This is a genomic window from Cognataquiflexum nitidum (assembly GCF_022538055.1).
Classification (GTDB): domain Bacteria; phylum Bacteroidota; class Bacteroidia; order Cytophagales; family Cyclobacteriaceae; genus Cognataquiflexum; species Cognataquiflexum nitidum.
In genome coordinates this window covers 80251-103192 of sequence record NZ_JAKZAM010000008.1, presented here as the reverse complement: position 1 = coordinate 103192, position 22942 = coordinate 80251, and the positions used below count along the sequence as shown (strand labels likewise).

At 40.2% G+C, this 22942-nt stretch carries 20 protein-coding genes; 9 read left to right on the top strand and 11 right to left on the bottom strand.

Going from position 1 to position 22942, the window contains the following annotated elements:
* The 5 genes from MMU07_RS07310 to MMU07_RS07290 form a co-directional block, all read right to left on the bottom strand.
* Complete coding sequence (locus MMU07_RS07310; RefSeq protein ID WP_241125198.1) at positions 1–648, bottom strand: Crp/Fnr family transcriptional regulator; 648 nt, start codon at positions 646–648, stop codon at positions 1–3.
* Between the two features lie 998 nt (positions 649–1646).
* Complete coding sequence (locus tag MMU07_RS07305) at positions 1647–3083, bottom strand: NADP-dependent isocitrate dehydrogenase (protein WP_241125197.1); 1437 nt, start codon at positions 3081–3083, stop codon at positions 1647–1649.
* A 675-nt stretch (positions 3084–3758) separates the two neighbouring features.
* Positions 3759–4052: a Bor family protein gene (locus MMU07_RS07300; protein ID WP_241125196.1), complete on the bottom strand. Its 294-nt coding sequence runs from the start codon at positions 4050–4052 to the stop codon at positions 3759–3761.
* Between the two features lie 154 nt (positions 4053–4206).
* A complete protein-coding gene (locus tag MMU07_RS07295) occupies positions 4207–4785 on the bottom strand; it encodes a hypothetical protein (protein WP_241125195.1) in 579 nt (192 codons plus the stop codon).
* 91 nt (positions 4786–4876) lie between these two features.
* Positions 4877–5440 carry a Crp/Fnr family transcriptional regulator gene (locus MMU07_RS07290; RefSeq protein WP_241125194.1) on the bottom strand — a complete coding sequence of 188 codons (564 nt, stop codon included), beginning with the start codon at positions 5438–5440 and terminating at the stop codon, positions 4877–4879.
* Positions 5441–5651: 211 nt separating this feature from the next.
* On the opposite strand from MMU07_RS07290, the gene MMU07_RS07285 reads away from it, so the two are divergent.
* Entirely contained in the window at positions 5652–5840 is a 189-nt protein-coding gene (locus MMU07_RS07285) for a hypothetical protein (protein ID WP_241125193.1), read from the top strand.
* Positions 5841–6396: 556 nt separating this feature from the next.
* On the opposite strand, the gene MMU07_RS07280 is transcribed toward MMU07_RS07285, so the two are convergent.
* Complete coding sequence (locus MMU07_RS07280; RefSeq protein WP_241125192.1) at positions 6397–7317, bottom strand: AraC family transcriptional regulator; 921 nt, start codon at positions 7315–7317, stop codon at positions 6397–6399.
* Positions 7318–7539: 222 nt separating this feature from the next.
* Between MMU07_RS07280 and MMU07_RS07275 the strand changes: the two genes are divergently transcribed.
* From MMU07_RS07275 to MMU07_RS07255, 5 genes are all read left to right on the top strand, one after another.
* Positions 7540–9066 carry an aldehyde dehydrogenase family protein gene (locus MMU07_RS07275; protein WP_241125191.1) on the top strand — a complete coding sequence of 509 codons (1527 nt, stop codon included), beginning with the start codon at positions 7540–7542 and terminating at the stop codon, positions 9064–9066.
* Positions 9067–9294: 228 nt separating this feature from the next.
* Positions 9295–9702, top strand: a complete 408-nt coding sequence (locus tag MMU07_RS07270) for a DUF779 domain-containing protein (protein ID WP_241125190.1) — start codon at positions 9295–9297, stop codon at positions 9700–9702.
* A 226-nt stretch (positions 9703–9928) separates the two neighbouring features.
* Entirely contained in the window at positions 9929–11089 is a 1161-nt protein-coding gene (locus tag MMU07_RS07265) for a dipeptidase (RefSeq protein WP_241125189.1), read from the top strand.
* Between the two features lie 67 nt (positions 11090–11156).
* Complete coding sequence (locus MMU07_RS07260; RefSeq protein ID WP_418884507.1) at positions 11157–11885, top strand: VIT1/CCC1 transporter family protein; 729 nt, start codon at positions 11157–11159, stop codon at positions 11883–11885.
* 467 nt (positions 11886–12352) lie between these two features.
* The gene (locus tag MMU07_RS07255; protein ID WP_241125187.1) at positions 12353–14779 is read left to right on the top strand and encodes a DUF5686 and carboxypeptidase-like regulatory domain-containing protein; all 2427 of its coding nucleotides are present in this window, start codon (positions 12353–12355) and stop codon (positions 14777–14779) included.
* Positions 14780–15572: 793 nt separating this feature from the next.
* Here the strand turns inward: MMU07_RS07255 and MMU07_RS07250 are convergent.
* On the bottom strand, positions 15573–16604 hold the full coding sequence (locus MMU07_RS07250; RefSeq protein ID WP_241125186.1) for a DUF4407 domain-containing protein: 1032 nt from the start codon (positions 16602–16604) through the stop codon (positions 15573–15575).
* Positions 16605–16879: 275 nt separating this feature from the next.
* On the opposite strand from MMU07_RS07250, the gene MMU07_RS07245 reads away from it, so the two are divergent.
* Entirely contained in the window at positions 16880–17545 is a 666-nt protein-coding gene (locus MMU07_RS07245; RefSeq protein WP_241125185.1) for a GDSL-type esterase/lipase family protein, read from the top strand.
* Positions 17546–17752: 207 nt separating this feature from the next.
* Complete coding sequence (locus MMU07_RS07240) at positions 17753–18046, top strand: thiamine-binding protein (protein ID WP_241125184.1); 294 nt, start codon at positions 17753–17755, stop codon at positions 18044–18046.
* Between the two features lie 25 nt (positions 18047–18071).
* Here MMU07_RS07240 and MMU07_RS07235 read toward each other — a convergent pair whose 3' ends face one another.
* The 4 genes from MMU07_RS07235 to MMU07_RS07220 all read right to left on the bottom strand — a co-directional run bounded on the left by MMU07_RS07235 (position 18072) and on the right by MMU07_RS07220 (position 22236).
* Positions 18072–19007, bottom strand: a complete 936-nt coding sequence (locus MMU07_RS07235) for a glutaminase (RefSeq protein ID WP_241125183.1) — start codon at positions 19005–19007, stop codon at positions 18072–18074.
* A complete protein-coding gene (locus MMU07_RS07230) occupies positions 19004–19828 on the bottom strand; it encodes a hypothetical protein (protein ID WP_241125182.1) in 825 nt (274 codons plus the stop codon). Before MMU07_RS07230 ends, MMU07_RS07235 begins: the two co-directional genes overlap by 4 nt.
* A gap of 47 nt (positions 19829–19875) precedes the next feature.
* A complete protein-coding gene (locus tag MMU07_RS07225; RefSeq protein WP_241125181.1) occupies positions 19876–20682 on the bottom strand; it encodes a hypothetical protein in 807 nt (268 codons plus the stop codon).
* Between the two features lie 153 nt (positions 20683–20835).
* Positions 20836–22236, bottom strand: coding sequence for a hypothetical protein (locus tag MMU07_RS07220; protein WP_241125180.1), 1401 nt, complete (start codon positions 22234–22236; stop codon positions 20836–20838).
* A gap of 205 nt (positions 22237–22441) precedes the next feature.
* On the opposite strand from MMU07_RS07220, the gene MMU07_RS07215 reads away from it, so the two are divergent.
* The gene (locus tag MMU07_RS07215; protein ID WP_241125179.1) at positions 22442–22786 is read left to right on the top strand and encodes a PadR family transcriptional regulator; all 345 of its coding nucleotides are present in this window, start codon (positions 22442–22444) and stop codon (positions 22784–22786) included.
* The last annotated feature ends 156 nt before the right edge of the window (positions 22787–22942 follow it).

Below are 22942 nucleotides of genomic sequence, written 5' to 3'. Positions count from 1 at the left end.
TTATTTTATGACTTCAATCTGATGTCTGCCGATTTTGACTGTTCCGTCTTGCTCCAGTTTTTTGAGCAACCTCCCCACCACCTCGCGGGAGGTGTTCAGTTCATTGGCAATCTGCTGCTGTGTGGCTTTGATGGTTGGGGAATGGTTGACTTCGACCCATTTTCGAAGGTAAGCGAGCAGTCTTTCGTCCATTTGGTGGAAGGCGATTTCCTCCACGACTTTGAGGAGTTCTTCGAATCTTTCCTGATAGCTGTCCATGACAAAGTAGTACCAGGATTTGTACTTGAACATCCATTCGTCGAGTTTTTTGATGGGAAGCGTGATGGCGATCGTGTCCTCTATGGGTATGGCTTTGATCTTGGAATACCCTTCCCGCTCGGAGCATATCAGCGTAATGGCACATGCTTCACCTTCTTTGAGGTAATAAAGGAAAATCTCATGGTCGGCTTCATCTTCCCGAAAAACTTTCACTGTCCCCTGTACTATCAGGGGAATCTGCTCGACCCGCTGTCCGATATCCATCATCAATTCACCTTCTGGAAATAGGACGAGCTGTCCCTCTTTGACTATTTCTTCAAACAATTCTTTTTCAAACTGAGAAAAATTGGCAGCCAACAGTCCTTTCAAGTCACCTTTTGCACCCATCATAATTTCAATTTTTCAAGATTGATATGCCTTCATCCTTCCGTATTTCCTTATGTAATTTAACGCTTTCCATTTCAAAAAAACATGAAACAGCGTATTTAAATAGCCCGATTTTGGTAAAAAAACAGCTTTTTCATGGATATCAGGATTCAAAAATTAAGTTAAAGAAATAAAAAGCAAATCCCCGGCAATGTGATTTTTGGTACAGATCTGAAAATCCAATTGAGGAAATTTTAGAGATTGAAATAATGTTGATTATCATTTACGGGTTCCCGCTTTAGTGCACGCAGCCAAACAAATAATGGTTGGGGAACGATTAGCGGTGCTGTGGACAGCGGACCCACGTACATGAACAAGTAATCGCACCCTACAAAGTCCTTTCAAACCCAACCTGCGACATTGCAGATATTCATATTATTGTTTATTCACCTTTCAATGGATTTGATTTCAGATTAGACTAAATTTCATGCTTGGCTTTGAAAATAATGTTAGAGATCTCCGATTCTAACTCAGCTTTCCAAAAAAGCCCATTGCAGCCTTTTCTGATTGCAATGTCTCTGGTAATTGGATTATAATTTTACGGCTAACTTTGATATCAGCCATTTGGAAAATGGAGGTGCCTTTAATGAAATAAACAATACCAAGGCATCCACTCCACTTGTTTCGTTTCAAAACATACATTTTGCAGACCTCGCCACTTTTGAAAAGAAATAGAAAGAGGAAAAAACAGAATCTGAATCTGAATCACAATATTGTTTGTGGCAATAGAGTGCATTTATAAATTATTAAAAACAAAAAGGGTGCAGATTCATATCCGCACCCTTTTTGTTTTCAGGCATTCCTATTTCAATATCGGGTAGGTAGTTAGCGGGGATTCGATAAACTTTTTCAAAGTTTGGAATGGATGTTTTAAGATTTTTATGGTCAGGACCCAACTTTGGAAAAGATTTATATAATGAAAAGCTTATCTAAACGACATGGATTCTTGTTTTACTTTCATTCTATTGGCCTTGTCCAAGAGAAAAACCTTGAACCCCATCAAAGAAGTACAGGTTTTCGGTTTTGATCACATCTATATCAAATTGGGAAGCCCTTGAAAGCAGTTCAATGATATCTGCTTTGGATAGCGTCCCGCTATTTGTTGGCTTGAATCTACATCTCCAATGGTCTGTGCAGAAGGTTTCTTCAAATCCCTCGGGCCAAACCTTGATGCCCCGATTGGTAATCATGGAAAGCTTGATTTCTGAGAAGTTTAATTTCTGAACCATGCCTGCCAACTCATCTGCATTGGTGCCGTTCCAATGGACAAAAACATCAACCCCTACCAATTCCTTTTTAGCAGGTTGTTTTTTCTTGTATTTAGGTAATACCATGGGAATGTTTTTATCATAATGGACCGCAGAGAATACCTGTGGTTTCTGACCTAATCTGGCGATTACAGCGGCCGCAAATTCTTTGGTTCCTACTTTTTCTTTACTTACACCTTCTTTGTAGATATCGTAAGTATGAATGCCTTCCTCTATGGTCCTTAACCATGCGTTTTGTACTTTCTCTGCTACATCTGACTGCCCGATGTGATTGAGCATCATGATGGCACCTTGAAGTAGCCCCGAAGGATTTGCGATATTTTGGCCTGCCCTTCGCGGTGCTGAACCATGAATTGCTTCAAACATAGCGCATTCCTCTCCGATATTTGCCGATCCCGCTAGTCCCACAGAACCTGTGATCTGTGCGGCTACATCAGATAGTACATCCCCATAAAGATTTGGCATGACCAACACGTCAAACGCTTCCGGGCTATCCGCCAATTTGGCCGCGCCGATATCTATGATCCAATGTTCGTTTTCTATTTCGGGGTATTCCTTTGCGATTTCATCAAAAACTTTATGGAAAAGCCCGTCTGTCTGCTTCATGATATTGTCTTTGGTGAAGCAGGTCACTTTTTTTCTATTCTGTTGTCGGGCATACTCAAATGCATACCTGACAATTTTTTCACAACCAGGCCTACTGATAAGCTTGAGGCATTGGATGACCTCATCAGTCTGCTGATGCTCTATCCCTGCATAAAGATCTTCCTCATTTTCCCTGACGATCACTACATCCATCACAGGATGTTTTGTAGATACAAAGGGATGTAAGCTTCTGCAGGGTCTTACATTTGAATAGAGTCCCAAAAACTTCCTTGTGGTCACATTCAGACTTTTGTATCCGCCACCTTGTGGCGTAGTAATCGGAGCCTTCAAAAAAATCTTGTTTCTCCGAATAATATCCCAAGAGGAATTTGCTATCCCTGAGGTATTGCCGGAAAGGTATACTTTCTCGCCTACCTCAATCTCTTCAATTTCAATTTTGGCGCCGGCTGCCAAAATAATGTCCAATGTGGCATCCATTATTTCCGGCCCAATACCGTCGCCTTTGGCTATTGTAATTTTTTTCATATGGAGGATTTGATTTGGTTTAAACAAAATTCCAATATAAATCACATAAATAAAACTTTATGTTTTTAATATTTGTTATAAAATATTTTTATAATTTAACTTGATTTTAGGCATCTAACAACTTTTCTAAAAGCCGGAATTTTCATTTTATGTACAAAAAAGATAATGCCTATTTTTTGATCCAACATCCAAAGCGGGTGGCAGTACACTAAAGCAGCAGGCAATCAAAACCAAGGACACGCTGCTACTGAATTTCATTCCTCATACTGAATTCATCATTTTTTCCCCTTTCTTCCCCGCCAATGTTTGTGTCTTCACAAACATTCAATCTGAATTCCCCATTCTGAATTCTTCATTTTTTCTAGCTTCTCGCCTCTTCAAAAACTACTGCTAAAGGGCCTCTAGACATGAGGTCCAATGTCGAGGGTCAGATGTGCTTCTCTGGATTTATTGTGGTTGACAAAAAAAAGCCGAACCAAACGGTCCGGCATAAATGGAGTTTATCCAACATAGCAATCAAATTTTGGCACTGTGACAGTGCTAGTTCCACTTTTCCTTTTGCTTTCAAAGCTCTTTTTCAGGTCTTGATAGATAGCTTTGGCATTGGAAGCATTGACCTTCTCGGGCTAAGGCAATTACTTTTTCTCCTTTTGAACTGTAAAGCTTTAAACGCTGTCACTTGGTGATTTTGGTGGTGGTAGGGTTATAAACCCCAAACGTAATTGCAGAAATGAAGCCATCTACAAAAGTGTGGGAAATGTTCACTTCATAATCTTCGGCTTCTCCAGCCATCTTGGTTGGGTCGGAAGTTTTGCCTTTGGCTAGACCATAGACAAAGTAGTGGTTTTTTTCTTTTACATCAATTCCCGTTTGTGGTCCTTTTCCTACCGAATAGGTAAGGGAGTAGCAAGAGGATAACAGGAGAGAGAAAGTCAAAACGGAAATCAGATTTAAAACTGTTTTTTTCATAAAATTATAGATTTTAGTCCTACTCCTATGGCTTTTCGGTTTGGCCCCGTTTATTTAATTGTGGTTTCTGGACTCCACTTTTCATTTTTATTGGAAATTTGGTTTTATAATGAAGGAAATGAAATGGACTTGAAGCGATCAAAGTAGCAGGAGTCTAAAACCTTATACCCAAGTTGAGAGTGCCCACATAAACCGGCTGCTCCTCTTCAAAATTCCTTATCGGGTGGGGGTTACTTTTGGCGGCGACATAGTAAAAGCCATGCTGCGTGCTGAGGTAGGGGCTGAATTTTATTTTTTCGCGTTTCTCTTGTTTGAAAAGTTCAAGTCGGTACCCTAGCAACAAGCCTACTTCGTAATCCCAACTTGTGTAATCTTTGCCATCAATCACATTGTTACTGTTAAACCCCGGACCTAAAGCCTGATATATCTCCGCGTGGAGTCCTTTCCAAAAAAATTGCCTATATCCAAAAGTCAGGGCATAATTGGCAAAATCCCCTTCATCCTCTCGAAACTCTGTTGGTCTGATGTGAAAACCCACATAGGCATCGCCTGCAAGGTTATTTTTCCTCCAGGTTTCGTAGGTTACCTGCCCCTTGTAAATGTTGCCCGGAAAAATGGGCCAAAGAATGTTGATTTCAGCTCCCCATTTTTTGGAGGGGGAAGACATTTCCTGAGCGTGGACATGCAGCACCGAAGAGAATACAATAGCCACCAACAATGTTGTTTTTTTCATTCTACCAATAGTTTATTTGTAAATACTGGTACGAATGTCGGTGCGTCAAAAAAGAATTTCATTGACCAAAGTCAAGAAATGATCAGAGATGTTATTTTCTTGCCCTGATGCGGCTCAAAGTCTCCGGTTTGATACCGAGGTAGGAGGCTAACATATATTGAGGAACTTCCTGAAGAAGTTTTGAATTTCGGTTTAAAAGTTCTTGGTTCCTGTTTTCAGGATTATCATGTAAAAAAGAGTCGAGCCTTTTTGCGACAGTCAGGTAAAGATTTTCGGCTATATACCTGCCAAGACGTTCGATGTTTTTATGTCTGTCATATAGCAAATTAAGGTCTTGCCTGTGGATTTTATATATAACTGATGGCTTTAAAGTTTCGATAAAATGCTCAGAAGGTTTGCCTGTCAGAAAACTCCTGTAATTGGTAACAAAGTCACCTGGAAAAAAGAATGCAGTTACTTTTTCTTCCCCTTCCTGTAGGTAATAAAAGCGGTAAACACCCTCAGCAATAAAGGCAATGAAGTCGCAGGATTCACCGGCCCGCACCAAATATTCCTTTTTTGCATAAGTTTCTTTTTTGAAGCAGGACGAAAAGTCTTCCCATTCATTGTCAGTGAGCGGCAAAAAATTGTTGAAATAGGCTCGGATCTGTTCCATTGATAATTATTTATGATCGTTTGACAATAGTAAGGCAGTTTTTATAACTTATTTTTATTGAATAAGTTCTATACCATTAAACAATTTGATTTGAAAGAAAAGGCTGTAGGTTTAGGCTTCCCCCTCAAGGCAGTGTCGATAGCTAGCAGTATGGAATTACGCCCTTTTACTTTTTGGGTTTTAGGATAGCGTTTAATTCATTATTCATTCTTTGGCTAAACCCTTTCAGCCTGATTACTTTTTTGATCCAACGGCTATAGCAGGCGGCAATACACTGCAAGCAGGCAATCAAAACCAAGGTCAGGCTTCTACTGAATTTCATTCAGAATTCCTGATTAAGAATTTTCCATTTACCGTCATTGATTTTCCACTCCGCATCCATTGTATGTATCTCCACTAACATTTCTAATTCCAACCTCTTTAGTTCCTTTGCCTTAGAGTTATTTGAAATTCTGTCCAAATTACGATCTACAAGACAATCATTGGCAGTAATAAAATTTCAGGTCAAAAATGAAGCCCCTTATCACACTTTATCCACTTATTCTTAAAAAAATTATTGGTTTTCGAAAAGATTTTGTGGAGCCAAGGTCAAATTTTAACTGAAATACAGAAAATTATATCTCAATTTCTTAATGTTGGGTATTTATAACGAAAGGTGATAAATAAAAATATTTAAAAACAAAAAATAGGTTAATTTTTAAACCGCATTTTCAAAATTTTTTGTAAAAAATTAAAAAATAGGTTAAAATTTTAGGCATAAAAAAAGGAGTCTTTGTAAAAGACTCCAAGAGTGGGTTTATTTGTAACTGACTACAGCCGTATAAACTTTGGCAAATGGTTAACTTTTAAAGTTTTTTCGCTACCAAAATTTTTTAAACTTAACAAAAGCATATCAAAAGACCATAAAAACCATAAAATATTTTTTAACAATTTTTGAATATCCAAAGGATGTTTGGTTATTTCTTTGTTAACTGAAAAACCTTCGGCGTAACACCGAATTCACTTTTGAATGCCCGGATAAAGTAAGTGATATTGTTGAAGCCGGACATAAAACACACTTCTTGGATCTGATAATTTGCAATTTGCAGATAGTGCCTTGCAAGTTTGAGCCTTTCCTTCAGGATATAATCCATCGGAGAGATGCCCAGTTCCATTTTGAAAGTTCTGGAAAAATGAGCCTTGCTCATACAGGCCTTTGAACTGAGTTCATCCAAGTTTAGGTTTTCGCGGATATTGGCCTTAATAAAATCAACCACAAATGCCATCCTGTTTGAGGATGACAATGTCTTATAAGTTTTTTCCAACATTTCCCTTGCTTGGGTTTGAGAAAGCCTGATCAAAAGCTCCTTAAGCGCAAATGAGGCAATGAGGTCTTTTTCTTTAGACCTCTCTTTTACCCCTATTCTGATAAACCTGTTAATAATTTCAGAAAGGTCTTGGGTATTGATCAAATGAAAGTAAGAAAGGTCCAAGCCCCAATCTTTGGTTACTTCTTTATTTGGAAGCCTTTCGTTGAGAAGGTTGAAGGTATTTTCAATCATTTCCTTGGAGATAGACAATGCGATGCACTGAGTAGGATTGTCCATTTTGGCCTCAGGGAAGTCAATTTTCATGATTTCATTGGGTGGTACTATTACAGATTCCCCGGGCAAATAATCAAATCCGGGTTTTTCGAAGAGATGCATGACCTTCTTCCCTTTGAGCATGGTGGTCAATACCAGATCTCCAAAACTCAGATTAACATTCTTTGCCTCTTGGTGGGTCTCAAAAATATTGAGTTCACAATCGTCTAAAGTATAGGTAGTCCTGTTTTCCACAAGTGTTTTCAGGTCTTTTTCCTTCCTCCAAGGGACTCCGGCGATAAAGTTATTTTGCATTTTGGATATTTTGGGTAATGTTAAAGTTAGTAATTAAGAATTATTTTCAAAAACCAATCGGCCTTACAAGGGCAAAATTGTAAAAGTCTTTTCCTTTATTTTTAGGGTTGGATTGGCCGGAAACACCAAATTGATCAAGTCAGGTGGATGACATGATCAGATTGGTGGATTTTTTGGAAAAAATATGGGTGAAATTTGAGTCAATCCAAAATAATCTAAATCATGACAACACTAACATTATCAGAAGCGAAGCCTGTAGAGAGGCCTCACATCAAAGAAAAGTATGACCACTTTATCGGCGGAAACTGGGTGGCCCCCTCTTCCGGTGAGTATTTTGACAACATCTCCCCGATCGATGGCAAGGTATTTTCAAAAGCAGCAAGAGGCAACAAAGCAGATATTGAAAAAGCATTAGACGCAGCCCATGCGGCATTTCCCTCTTGGTCCAAAACTTCAGTAACTGAAAGAAGCAAATTATTGAATAAAATAGCCGATGTCATCGAAGAGAATCTTGAGATGCTGGCAAGGATAGAAACAATAGACAACGGAAAAGCGCTCAGGGAAACAAGGGCTGCGGATCTGCCGCTTGTAATTGACCATTTTAGGTACTTTGCAAGTGTCATCAGGGCTGACGAAAGCACCATCTCAGAGCACGACGAGCATACTGTCAGCATCGCCCTTCATGAACCGCTTGGGGTCGTGGCACAGATCATTCCTTGGAATTTTCCACTCTTGATGGCGACATGGAAAATAGCTCCTGCGCTTGCTGCCGGCTGCTGCACGGTCGTGAAGCCTGCCGAACAAACCCCAACAAGCATCATGGTCCTTATGGAACTGATCGGCGACATCCTTCCTCCGGGAGTACTTAATGTGGTAACCGGATTTGGTGTAGAAGCCGGAAAACCACTTGCTTCCTCCAATAGAGTTGCCAAAGTCTCCTTTACAGGAGAGACAACTACAGGTCGCTTGATCATGCAATACGCCTCCGAAAATCTTGTTCCTGTCACCATGGAGCTCGGCGGAAAATCCCCAAATATCTTTATGAAATCCGTGGCTGATGCCGATGATGATTTCTTCGACAAAGCGGTAGAAGGTGCAGTTTTATTTGCTTTGAACCAAGGCGAAGTCTGTACCTGCCCATCCAGAATTCTGGTCCATGAGGACATCTATGAGGTATTTATGGAAAGGGTAATCGCACGCACCAAGGCCATCAAAATGGGACATCCTCTGGCTGAAGATACCATGATGGGCGCGCAGGCTTCTAATGATCAGTTCGAAAAAATCCTATCCTATCTCGATATCGGAAAGCAGGAAGGTGCAGAAGTACTTTGCGGCGGTGAAAAAGCGTCACTGAATTCCGGATTGGAAAATGGCTACTATATACAGCCGACGATTTTCAAGGGCCATAACAAAATGCGGATTTTCCAAGAGGAAATTTTCGGACCTGTGGTTTCGGTGACTACTTTCAAAACCACAGAAGAAGCCATTGCCATCGCCAATGACACCATGTATGGTTTGGGAGCAGGACTTTGGTCAAGGGATGCCCATGAATTGTATCAGGTACCAAGAGCGATACTTGCAGGTCGGGTTTGGGTCAATTGCTACCATGCTTATCCGGCACATGCACCATTTGGAGGGTACAAAAAATCAGGTTTTGGAAGAGAGAATCACCTGATGATGCTCAACCATTACCGTCAGACCAAAAACATGCTCATCTCTTACAATAAGAAAAAACTCGGCTTCTTTTAAGGAGATTTGAGACGTGAGATTTGAGATTTGAGAGGTTTCCTTTGAATGGAGGAAACTTCTCATTTTTTACAAAAAATAGTTATTATAGATAATTATGTTGTTCCTTGCCGCCAGCCATATAAGACTCGGATCGAAGTGCATTTGTAGCGGCTCCGCCACGGCGGACAGGTATGGACTGTGGACCGTCGTCTATGGTCAAATTAGCTTTAAAAATAAAACCAAAAAACCATGACACAAGCGACCAATTTGCCAAGAGTCCTGATTACAGAGGCTGCGATGGAGGTGATTGACACTTTAAGAAAACGCTTTGGAACTGACCTTATGTTTCATCAAAGTGGGGGCTGCTGTGACGGTTCATCGCCAATGTGCTTCGAAAAGGGAGATTTCAAAGTTGGCGCCAATGACATTTGGATGGGAAAAGTATATGACTGCGATTTTTTTATGAGTGCAGATCAATTTGAATACTGGAAGCATACCGAACTCACCTTGGACGTGACACCGGGAAGAGGCAGCAGTTTTTCGATAGAAATACCGATGGGGATCCGTTTTTTGATCAGGTCAAGGCTGTTTACAATGGAAGAATTTGAAAACCTGATCCCTATCAAAACCGGAGAGGAGGTTTTGGAGGAAAATTGAGAGTCCGAAAAAACACTTCCCCCCTGTTGTTTCATTTTGTTATTTTTATTTCATTCTATTAAAATTATATAATTTGGGTGAAAATTTCATTGTAACCTATTTACTGTCAACGGTAGTCTAAAAAATGATTATTTGTTACTTTTTTCTTGAATTTTGAGTTATTGGCAAGCCATAGAAAACCATATTTTATTTTTTGCTTATATTCAAAGCTAAAGCCCCAAATACAATGAAGCAAACCCTTGTGACTTTAATTAGCCTTTTTCTTATCTATTGGATTGCCACCATGGTGGTTCCTGCCAAAATCGAAAAAGAGGGGAATCCTGTCAAATCTCTCCCCCCCTATAAGGTCTCTCCCGAGGCATTGACACTTTTCAATTCCCTTGACTTTGTGGCGGATCTGCATTGCGATGCATTGCTTTGGGGAAGAGACCTTACCCAAAAGTCTGAATATGGACATGTGGATTTTCCAAGAATGCAAGAAGGAAATGTAGCCATGCAGGTATTCACGGTGGTATCAAAGACCCCGACTGGCCAAAACATGGAAATCAACACCGCTGATGCCACAGACAACATTACTTTACTCAATATCGCTCAGGGCAGACCGGTATCAAATTGGTTTAGCCTGATGAAGCGTACCCTTTACCAAACTGCCCAGCTAGAGGAGTTTTCACAGGACTTTAATGGAAATTTCATCATAATTAAATCCCGAGAAGATGTAATGCGGCTGGCTGAAATGAGAAAAACAAATAAAAACATCATAGGAGGATTGTTAGGTATCGAAGGCGGGCATGCACTAGAGGGAAAAATAGAAAATCTTGAAAAAGCTTATGAAGCAGGTGTCCGGCTTATTGGTCCTTCCCACTTTTTTGACAATGAACTAGGCGGATCAGCACATGGTATGAGTGGGGAAGGCCTGACAGATTTTGGAAAAATGGTTGTCAAAAGGATGAATGAACTCAATATGATCATTGACTTGGCGCATGCTTCCCCGAAGATGTTTGATGATGTTTTGTCTCTTTCAACCAAACCGGTGATGGTCTCACATACCGGTATACGTGCGGTGCTGAATTCCCCTCGCAACCTTTCTGATGATCAAATTAGAGGGATAGCAGCCAATGGTGGGATTATCGGAATTGCATTTTTTGATATGGCTGTCGGAGAGGATGAAATCAAAGGAATCGTAGCCTGCATGAAGCGGGTCAAAAACCTTGTCGGCATACAGCATATTGCCCTTGGATCGGATTATGATGGCTTTGTCGCCGTGCCTTTTGATATCACAGGTTTGTCAATTATCGTGGAAGAACTGATGAAAGAGGGTTTTTCTGATGAAGAAATCAAATCCATCATGGGAGAGAATGTGAAAAGATTTTTGATGGAAAACCTGTAAATCACCTGTTTTACGATTTTAGAATGAAAGTTATTTTTTTTGAATGTATATTGTTTGAACCATGAAGATGCAGGAAGCAAAAATTCACAAGGAAATCAGCTTTGCAGGAAATCTCCAAAACTACCTCAGAGAGTTTGTATATGGAGGCATAGATGGGGCTGTCACCACTTTTGCTGTCGTAGCAGGTGCTGTCGGCGCAAATCTAGATGCCTCAATCATCATCATTTTGGGATTTGCCAATCTCCTTGCCGATGGATTTTCGATGTCTGTTGGGGCTTACCTTTCTGCCAAGTCTGAAAAAGAAAATTATACAAAGCACCAAAATATTGAATATTGGGAAGTCGAAAACATTCCTGACAAAGAAAGGCAAGAAATCGTCGACATATACCAATCCAAAGGTTTTGAAGGTGAATTACTGGAAAAAGTGGTCGACGTCATCGTGTCAGACAAGGACCGTTGGGTAAATGAAATGATGAAAGATGAACTCAATATGATGGAGGATTCCAAGAGCCCTTTCAAAATCGGATTGGCTACCTTAGTTTCTTTTATCTTGGTGGGATTTATCCCATTGATGATCTATGTGTATGATTTGCTCTGGGTCACAGAAATTGATCTTTTTTTCTGGACAAGTTTATTTACGGGTTTCGCATTTTTAGTAGTGGGGTGGTTGAAGAGTTTTGTAAATCAGACCAACACGCTCAAAAGCATTACAGAAACCTTGTTGCTGGGCTTTCTCGCTGCTTTGGTAGCTTATTTTGTAGGCGACTTTTTGGAATCTCTTCTCACAAAACTCTAAAAGACAACTGCCGGATGACAAGTAACTATAAAAAGTCAAACAATGAATCCGCTACCAGGAATTTTAAGAAAATCCAAGATCATAAAAACTTACTGTTCTTTTTGTAAAACAATTAATTGATGCAAACAGCACCTATCAGTCCAACAAAAAAAATCCAAATTAGTGACATACCCTTAATAAAGACGGAACTTTGCATAAATATGGCCATCTGCTGCAGAAAAAATCGGAATCATACCAGAAAATGACAACATCCTAATGATGACTTCATTGCTGATAAGTCCAATAAATAAGATGCAATTTTGGGATTGGCGGATAATTGGCAAAGCGGAGACCTTTCCCTGAAATTGTATGACTAGCGGGCAAGGCCTCCAAAACTTCTAATCCGGTCACTTAAAACCTGCTTTGGTGTAAATAGGAAAACATTTTCACACTGGAAGGGTATAAGAATTCGTTTAGAGATTCAATCTATGAAAATCAGCCACATACTATTTTTGGGTACCTTGTTGGTTTTGTTTCCTTTAACCATTTTTGGTCAATCCCTGCTATCAGGTCATGTTTATGACCAAAAAACAAACCAACCCATTCCTTTTGTAAATATCCAGGTAAAAGGAAAAGAACGAAAGGGAACGACTACCGATGTCAGGGGATTGTTTATACTGGATCCGTTTGTAGACAATGAGGTTTTGATCATTTCACATGTCGGATATTTCCAACAAGAAATTACCCTTCAGGCTCTACAGTCAAGACCGGATGTTTTTTTGGTACCACGGACTGTAGAATTGGGCGAAGTACAAATCCTTGCCGGTGAAAATCCTGCCTTGCCCATCATCCGCAAAGCAATTGCCAACAAAAACCTAAACAATCCTGACAGACTCGATTCATACAAATTTTCGAGCTACAATAAAATGGTCATGACTTTGGATGGGCTCAACGAACAGCCTGAAGTGGATGATACCACAGTAAATTTTCTCCAAGGCGGGCACATTTTTATGACTGAAAGCTTCTCCGAAGTGGTATTCAAAAAGCCCGGAAAAAGGAACGAAACAGTCAAAGCCTCCAAAATGTCGGGCATAGTAAACCCGCTTGTGGCCATGGCTTCGAGCAGTTTTCAGCCCTTCTCATTTTACACAGACCATATCAAAATCCTTGAAGTCCCTTATGTCAACCCACTCTCCAATGACGGGTTGCGGAAATACGATTACTTCCTCGAAGACAGTATCCAAAATGAAATCGGCACTTCTTACATCATCAGCTACCAACCCAAAGAAGGTAAAGTCTACCAATTGGGTAAAGGTTTGATGTACATTTCTTCTATCCAATTTGCCTTGGAAAACATGGTCATCAAACCATCAGACCCAGATACAAACCTACTTTTTGAATTGCAACAAAAGAACCGTTGGGATGGCAAAAATTGGTTTCCTGAGCAACTGAACAGTATCTACCTTGCGCCGGAAATGGAATTTGAGGGGAAAGCTTTTAAGATTACAAACCAGACTTTCCTCTCCGATGTACAAATCAATGAGCTAGATCGGAGTACGAAGTTCGGGCCGATTGCACTCAACTTTGACATTCAAAATGACCTTTATGATTGGGGAAATCTCCGTTTGGATTCCCTTACTTCCCGGGAGTATCTCACCTATGTGAGGTTTGACAATATGCCCGAAAAAGACAAAAAAAGGCTCAATATGGCTTCCAAATTATTGACTCAACTGAGTTCGGGAAGAATTCCATTGGGCCCTGTTGACCTGATTCCAAACAGGGTATTGAGATTCAATAGGTTTGAGAGTGTGGGATTGGGTTTGGGCCTGTCTTCCAATGAAACCCTGTCCGATGTAGTTAGATTTGAGGGTTATTTCAGGTATGGATTCAGAGACAAAGGCTGGAAATATGGAGCAGGAACAGAACTCAGATTGGATAAAAAATATGACTCCAAATTACTTTTTTACTATAGCCAAGACATCTCCGAACCGGGAAAACCGTTGTTGCCCAAAACAAATTCCTTCAGTTCTGCAGGTAATATATTTAGAAATTTCCTTGCAGACCGCATGGATGAAGTGGAACGCTATTCCGTAGAATTTTCCCAAATGCCCTTAAAGGGCGTCAGATTGGGCTTTTTCGGATCAGTAGAAAACAGGGCCAATTTTTTGAATTATGCTTCAGGAGTGCCTTCGGATGATTTCCCGAGCGTATTCACGGCAACGGAAACAGGCATCGACTTTCGTTTTGTTGGGGGAGAAAGTGTATCGAGAATCGGAAACAACCTCATATCATGGACAATGTCCTATCCCGTCGTCAGCTTGCGGGCGTCCAAAGCCATTCCGGATGCGATTGGGGGAAATGTGGATTTTTGGAATACCGAGTTCAAATTCCAACACCAATGGAGTTCCGGTAATTCTCTCAATCAATTCCACCTTTCTGCACATGGGATTTGGGGAGATAACCTGCCGATTTCCTACCTCAATTCAGGTTATGGTATCAATGTCGGTCAGAGGAACGCATTGGACTTTGCCCTATCATTTCCTGGATATTTACAGACCATGTTTTTGTATGAATTCCTTTCTGACAGGAGTATGCATGCCAGCTATTCCCATCAGACAGGTCCTTTGTTCTACAAAAAAGCAGGGAAGGCGATCTTTGCCCCACAACTCAAATTTCACCAAAGCTTTGCTATCGGAAGTTTGAGTAATCCTGAGTTTTATGATTTTGTCGATTTCAAAACCATGGAAAAAGGTTTCCTCGAATCGGGAATTGAATTAAACAACATACTCAAACAAAAATCAGGTTTCCAATACAGGGGTTGGGGACTCGGTGCATTTTACAGATATGGTCCCTATGCCAATCCGACATTTAAAGAAAACCTGACCATCACATTATCCATTACTGCTTCATTTTGATGTGAATAATTACAATAATCCATAAAGATTTGATCAAGATCTATGTGATCTATATGAACTATGTGGTAAATATTTCCTTACGAAAGTTGAAATAATCATTGGATAAAAGGATTTGAAGGATTTGATTTTTGAGGTTTTTTGCTTACCATATAGACACATAGTCCACATAGCTTTTAAAGGAAATCAAAAAAGGATTTGATCAAGATCTATGTGATCTATATGAACTATGTGGTAAATATTTCCTTACGAAAGTTGAAATAATCATTGAATAAAAGGATTTGAAGGATTTGATTTTTGAGGTTTTTTATTTTACCATATAGACACATAGTCCACATAGCTTTTAAAGTGAAAAAAAATGATCACGATCTATGTGTTCTAAGTGAACTGTGTGGTAAATTTTCCCTAACGAATGCTGGAATGATCATTGGATAAAAGGATTTGAAGGATTTGATTTTTGAGGTTTTTTGCTTACCATATAGACTCATAGTCCACATAGCTTTTAAAGGAAATCAAAAAAGGATTTGATCAAGATCTATGTGTTCTAAGTGAACTGTGTGGTAAATTTTCCCTAACGAATGCTGGAATAATCATTGGATAAAAGGATTTGATTTTTGAGGTTTTTTGCTTACCATTTAGACACATAGTCCACATAGCTTTTAAAGGAAATCAAAAAAGGATTTGATCAAGATCTATGTGATCTATATGAACTATGTGGTAAAATTTATGTGTTAAATTTTTTCTAAGAATGTTACTGAGTCACCGGGAAAGTAGCAGATGACCATAAACCATTTAATCACACCCTTACCCCATTTGCTGTTCTGAATACCTGAATATTCTGTTCGCTTTTTTCCCGGGTTTTGACAGTTTGTTCATTGGCATATACCTGAACTCTCAATTCTGCCAAGTCCAACAATTCGTCATAAGGTCCTCTAGGAGAAATCAATTTTACAAAAATCGGAGCGGTCTCCACTGCCACAAAAAGCAGCATGATCATGATATTGGCCCAAAACATGGCATTGCTCTCTTTGGTCAAAATCTCCAAAGCATCCAATCTCGCTGCCAATCCATCAAATCCGTCAATATTGGGTTGGATCTTATCAAATTCCGCCTGTCTCAAAGCCGTCAGTTTTCTGATTTCTGAATCCAATGTGTCCATACGTACCTGATTTGCAGCACGGAGGGCTTCTAGGTCTTTTTGTGCTACGTCAAGTTGCTGTTCTTTTTTCTTGGCATTGCTTCCCAATCCGACTATCCCGCTTGTCCCGTCTGTTTTGGTACCGAAGCGCTCATAATCATATTCCTGCTGGACTTTGTCCCGGAAAGTTGTCGCAGCAACAACTTCTGATTTCAAACTGTCTTTCTTGGCTTCCAATCCATTGATTTCTGAAAATCCAGCTTTCAACGCTTCCTTACTTTGGGCGATCATTTCGGTCTTTTTCTCATCCAATTTCCTGTTGATTTCCCTTTCGAAAATCTTAAGCTCCAATGGTCTGGAAATCACAATGGCCAAAAGGACAGCGAAGACCAATCTCGGAATGGCCATTTTCCATTCTGCCCAAGCATTGTTGCGCTTGCGCATACTTGCCACGATAAACCTGTCCAAATTGAAGATCATCAAACCCCAAACCAATCCAAATCCGATGGCGTACCATGGTGATTCGAAAACAGTATAGAGGGCATATCCCGCAGAAATCGCTGCCAAAAGTCCAGTAAAAAATACAGTTCCGCCGATACCGACATATTTGTGTGTTTCGGTGGGTGTTTTGGTCAAAAGAGGGGCATAAGCACCGGAACAGAACCAAAAGAATTTGGTGATTTTATTCATAATCGGATGGGGTTGCTTGGAACACAAAACTGCTAACAAAAAACGAACTAGAACGGGCGAAAGTATGGAGTTTTTGAGATCAACCGGTTAAAATGGGTTGGAATCATAGAAATAAGGTTTAGAAAAAGGATTTGGAGAAAAAAATCTCTCAAACCACGGGGAGGTGCTGACTTTCACTATTCTGTCCGAATCTGGAAAATTTTTGACAAGTGTTCATTTTTTGTCCGAAATTGGCACATCATAAGTTTAAAGCAATTATTGAAAAACAATTGAATATGAAAAATCCTTTTGGTACAAAGATCCTTCTGCTTGTTTTCTTTTTTTCCTACAGTTTGGTAAATATCCAGGCACAGGAAAATAGATTCGCAGGTGAGGTTGCGTCTTTGGTCGTCAAATACGCAGATCTTCCAACTTATAGAGGCGGAATTGTCTTTACCGGAAGTTCAAGTATTCGTTTATGGAAAACATTGGAAAAAGACTTTCCAAAATCGAAAATCGTCAATACCGGATTTGGAGGATCTCAGACCGATGACCTTTTGCTTTACCTTGATGAACTGGTCATTAATTTTGAACCCAAAAAAATCTTTATCTACGTAGGAGAGAATGACATCAATGCCGGCAAACCTGTCAGGCAGGTGCTCAGCGAATATGCGGTACTGATGGAAAGGGTAAGTACAAAATTTCCTGAAACAGAATTTTACTTTATCGGAACCAAGCCGAGTCCAAGCCGTTGGGAGAAAAGAGGTCAAATGATGGCCCTCAATGAGGAAGTCAGGATGCTGGCCCAAAACAAGGAAAAGGTAACTTACATCGATGTTTGGGCACCAATGCTTGACAATTCAGGAAGACCAAAGGAGGAATTATTTGTCGAAGACCGTCTCCACATGAATGCCAAAGGCTACAAAATCTGGAAGGAAGCAGTGAAGGGGCACTTGAGGTAGGGGGAAAAGTTGTATTGGTTGTAATTGTTCTATTTGTTGTAAGGGTTGTCTGCGCTGCGTTACCAGGTTCGTCACCCTGAGGAACGAAGGGTCTCACTTATTATCATAGTGACAAATTCGGATAGAGACTCTTCGCTTCACTCAGAGTGACGGAGACCTCCCTCGTTTCTCGCATCTTTCTCAAGTCTCAAGTCTCAAATCTAAACCATGTCAAAATCCATCAACCTCGGAATTCAGATCGTCCCAAAAAGCAAAACCCTTGATAGTTTTGCTTTGGTGGACAAAGCCATTGAAGTCATCCAAAAATCAGGCGTCAAATATGAAGTCACCCCATTTGAAACCGTCATGGAAGGAGCCCAAGATGAGCTGATGGAGATCGCGAGACAAGCCCAAGAGGCTGTTCTCGAAGCAGGTGCAGAAGAAATTTTAGTGTATTACCGGATGCAGATCAGAAAAGAAGCCGATGTTAGCATGGCGGAAAAAACCGCTAAATTTAAATGACTAGGCATTAGAGATTTTTCAAATCTCAATCTTCTCGCTTTCTTTCTTCGAATAGTGAATATTTTAATTTCTCCCGGAGCAGCTGCAATGCTTTGACCCCTTTGGGAGAATTTCCTTTTTCATTGAGCGGCGGACTCCAGACGGCGACAGAAAATCTATTTGGCATCACAGCGGCAATTCCTCCACCGACGCCGCTTTTGCCGGGCAAGCCCACACGAAAAGCAAACTCTCCCGACTCGTCATAAAATCCGCAGGTCAGCATCAGTGCGTTGATCCTTTGGGCATCTAGAGGGCTGAGGATTTCTCTTTTTGCAAAAATCGAATAGCCATGATTGGCCAAAAAGGAGAAAGATCTTGCCAAGTCCGCACAACACAATTCGATGGCACATTGGCCGCAATAAGTCCTGATGACTTCTTGGATGTCATTTTCGAAGTTATTGTAAGCCTTAAGAAAATAAGCCAAAGCTGTATTCCTTTCCGAGTGGGCGATCTCCGAGTTCATCACCGATTCATCGATTTGGACACAGGTTCTTCCCACGATTTCGTTGATGAAAGCGTGGATTTCCTCCAAAGGATTTTGGTGTAAAGTGCTGAGTGCATCCGTGATTACGAGAGCTCCCGCATTGATAAAGGGGTTTCTCGGGATTCCTTTTTCGAATTCCAATTGGGCAATCGAGTTGAAAGGATTGCCACTTGGTTCGACATTGACCCTGGACCAAAGTTTATCTTTGAAGACATGTGCTACCATCGTCAAGGTCAAGACTTTTGAAATACTTTGGATTGAAAAAGGAACCTCAAAATCTCCGGCACCATAGACTTTCCCCTCCAGATCTACCAAGGCCATCCCAAAATAATCGGGATCGACTTTTGCCAATTCGGGGATATAGTCGGCGACTTTGCCTCCAAAATTCTGTTCCTTTAATTCGTGATAGATGTCGTCAATGATTGCTTGGTAGTTCATGGTTCAATTTGCTTATTTAATTTGGCACCCAACACTTTCAAGGGGATTTTGTAGGCGATTTCAAACATATATCCGTCTATCACACTATCTACTTGAAAACTTCCCTCCTGCCCTTTACCGGTCCATTCATAATTGAAAGTTACGGATGGATTCAGCATAAATGCACGGGATACTTGAAATATCAAAAAGGAAGATTTCAAAAACTGCAACTCTCCATGAATTCCCGCTTTGAAGAAAAACCTGCTTCTTTGCTTGTCAGCTTCCCAAGTGTACACCAACCTATCGGAAGCAGGTACATCGCCTTGCCAATAATATACACCCTTGCCGGATTCGTTATTTTTTCCTAGTGGGATGGCAATCCAATTTACCCCGAAATTTGCTCCAAACCTGAATTTTTCCTTTTCTCCAACAGGAATATTGAAACGGATACCGATAGGGACGATGAGGCTGGTTATCCCGGGTGGAGAATAAACTGAATGGTCCAATTCGGGGATATAAAAAAAATCATCCGGACTGTGATAGATAATATTCAGGCCGATCTCATAGCTGAGATTGGATTTGCGGTAGCCATAATTTATACCATGCGTCCCGCTCCAATTGGAATATGAACTTTCCACTTTGTCAGGTTCTGATTCAATCCGCCAACCACCATTGTAAAACAAATAGCCTCCATCTTCCCTACTCAATTTCTGGTATTGTTCCTGTCGGTGCCACCGTGCTACGCGCCTGTGGTCATCAGACATATATTGAGCCTCCACTTCCCATGATTGGAGGAAAAGTATCAAAGGCAAAAAATAAAAAGCAAGGATCTTTGGCTTCATAAAAGAACTCCTATTCACTTCTCCTGGGACCTTCAAAATCCTGCAATTTATTTGGTAGCTGAAAATAGATTCAATGGCAATTTGTAGGCAATTTCAAACATATACCCATCTATTTTAAGCTCATCTGTGAAACCTCCCATCTGTCCCTGATATTCCCATTCATAGGTGATTGTCCTTAAAGGACTTAAAGCTATTGCTTTGGAAAACTGGAGATTAAGAAAAGAGGACTTGAATACCTGAAATTCCGCATACAATCCTGCTTTAAAAAACCCGGATATCTTAGGCCTGTCCCAATAATACTTGTACTCCACATAATTATCCCGATCATTAAAATAATCGAAATATTGGATGTCTTTTCCCAGTTGGTCCCAGGTTCTTGTTTGATAAAGAAGAATATTGAGAGAACCCATTGCACCAAATCTAAATTTTTTGGATGGGCCTGTAGGTACATCATACTTTAAAACAAGGGGAAGGAATATGGAATTGTAATTCCCATAAGTCCTGAAATTTTCACCTGCCTCTTCGAGAAAATAGCTTCCCCGATGATCATGCCATAAGAAACCCAGACCTGTTTCGAGAGAAGCATTGTTTAACCGATAACCATAATTTACCCCCACTACACCATTGAATTCTCCATTCCCACCGTAAAAAATATCGTTGCCTATTGCATTCTCATGTTTCCGAAGTCCCCCCTGAAAAAGTACATAGGCACCATCTGCCACACTGGCTTTTTGCCGGGATTCTTTCCTCTCCATCCTGGTAGAAAGCAGTTCTTCTTCATAGTACCGCTGCGAAAAACCATCCAAATCAAAACCTAAAAATAGCAATCCAATAATAGTAACTCTTAATTTCATCAACAGGCAGTTTAAAATTAAAACATGCTATTATAACTGATAATAGGTTGGTTTATTTTAATCCTTCAAAATTAAAAACATCATTATTTGATTCTAGATTCTTGCTTTTAATTTGGTAACGTACACATTCAAGGAGGTTTTGTCTGCGGTTATTTATTTTTTGAACCAGATATTCAACGGCAATTTATACCCCAATTCCAGCATAAATCCATTCAGCGTGCCTGAACTCTCAAAGTTCACAGGCTGACCGTTCACCTCTCCTGTCACATCCATCAGGCCTACTTTTGGACTGCCAAAATTCTGCGAAACCTTGAAATTCAACAAACTTGAATTGAAGATAGGGACTTCGGCAAATATGCCCGCATTGAAAAATATAGCACCTTTCGGATCAGTAGGATTTGTTCTAAAATCCAGGTTAAATTCTCCGTCCGGTCCTGTACCACCGAAACTTCCTTCTCGGAGTCTTTCTCCATTGGTACCTAAAGCGTAGAATGCAGAGAAAGTGGGCCCAAATCGAAGCCTATTTTTATCACCCACCTGAAAGTCATATTTGAAAGTCAGTGGAATAGCAGTCACCAAAAAGTAATTTGTAAGGTTCGAGTTGACATTTGTTCCTGCAACAGCTATGTTGGTTTGGGCATTAAATCGTGCATACCCAGTTTCCACGCTAAAAGCATTGAATCTGTAACCTGCCGTAAAAGTACTTCCTCCCGAAATATGTGAAAACTCAAGATTGGGTTCTCTCTCTGACCTAGGTCTAAAGCGGAGAAATCCTGAAGCCATCACATAGGGACCACTTTTCCAGGCAAGATCTCTTTTTTCATCTTTTCGTTCAGGACGGTTTGACCTGAATTGTTCCCTGCTGCTTTTGTTGCCAAAGTTGATCCCATAGCCCATAAATAAACCTGCATAGGAGCCTCTTCTTTTATCTTCTATTCTCAAATTTGTTGACGGATTATAGAAGCCATTAGTGTTTAACTGTCCAATACCTTGTTGGAACCTTGCACCGAAGACAACATAATTTTTCCTTGGCGTGTACAGTTTTATCCCGCCTTCAAGCCTGACATTACCAACAATGGCGGTCTGTTTTGGACTGTAGCCAACAAAGTAATTCGAATCATTTAAAATCATTTCACTGTAATTATTGACAGTAAATCCTACGGAAGGCTGGGCAAAAAGCGCATATTTTTCTTTTTCCCAGTTATATCTTGCTCCAATACTATAATTTCCCAAAAGTTCTGATGACCTGCCTTTGATCTGGGGATTCGCATCAGGAAAATTTGGATACCAAGTAGTCATCCGTGAATTCCTCAAAGCCTCGGCTTGTAGTGACAATTGCCAAGGACCCTTGAGCCTGTAAAGAATGTTGGCTCCAAGATGGTAATCTAATAGTGAAGAGACTTTCAAATCGGAATTTTGAGGAAACTCTATTGCTTTGTTAAATGACTTTAGCGGTCCCCCGTAGAGCTCAAGGTTCAGTTTACCTTGGCCATAAGATTGTTGGGAAATAATTACCAACAGCGAGAAAGATAAATAGATGTAGATTTTTTTCATGACGGAATAATTTGATTAATCCAAAGGTAGTTGATTTCAACATAGGCAATCCATCAGAATTTTAAAAATATGTTAAAAGGTTAGTTAATCAATGTTAAACCACCAATGCCACTACAAAAAAAAAAAAAAAAAAATTGAATGCATAATTTTCTTATGTATATAATTTTCTTTTATATTCGTTTTATATTCTGGATGCGATACTCACATGTCAAACAATAACCTGATCAAAGGAAGTCTACAAACCATAATCCTCAAACTGCTCGAGGAAAATGAAAGGATGTACGGTTATGAAATTACCCAAAAAGTCAAGGAACTGACCGCCGGGGAAATCAAAATTACGGAAGGTGCCCTCTACCCTGCCTTGCACAAGCTGGAGGCAGAAGGATTGCTGACGACCGAAATCGAGCAGGTCGATAACCGTGTCAGGAAATACTATAGCCTAACCAAAGACGGTCAAAAGGAAGTGGACAACAAAATTGTAGAGTTGCAGGGATTTGTAGAAAACCTCCAAAGGATCCTGAATCCCACTTGGAATCCGGGATTGACATAACCTTTGAGGTTTTTGGAACCTCGAAGGTTTGTTTGAGAAACCCAATGTTGTGAATGAAAAAAGTGAATCTAAATACCAAATCCTTCGAGGTTTGAAAAAAAACCTCAAAGGATACTTAAACCTTTGAGGTTTTTGGAACCTCGAAGGTTTCTTTAT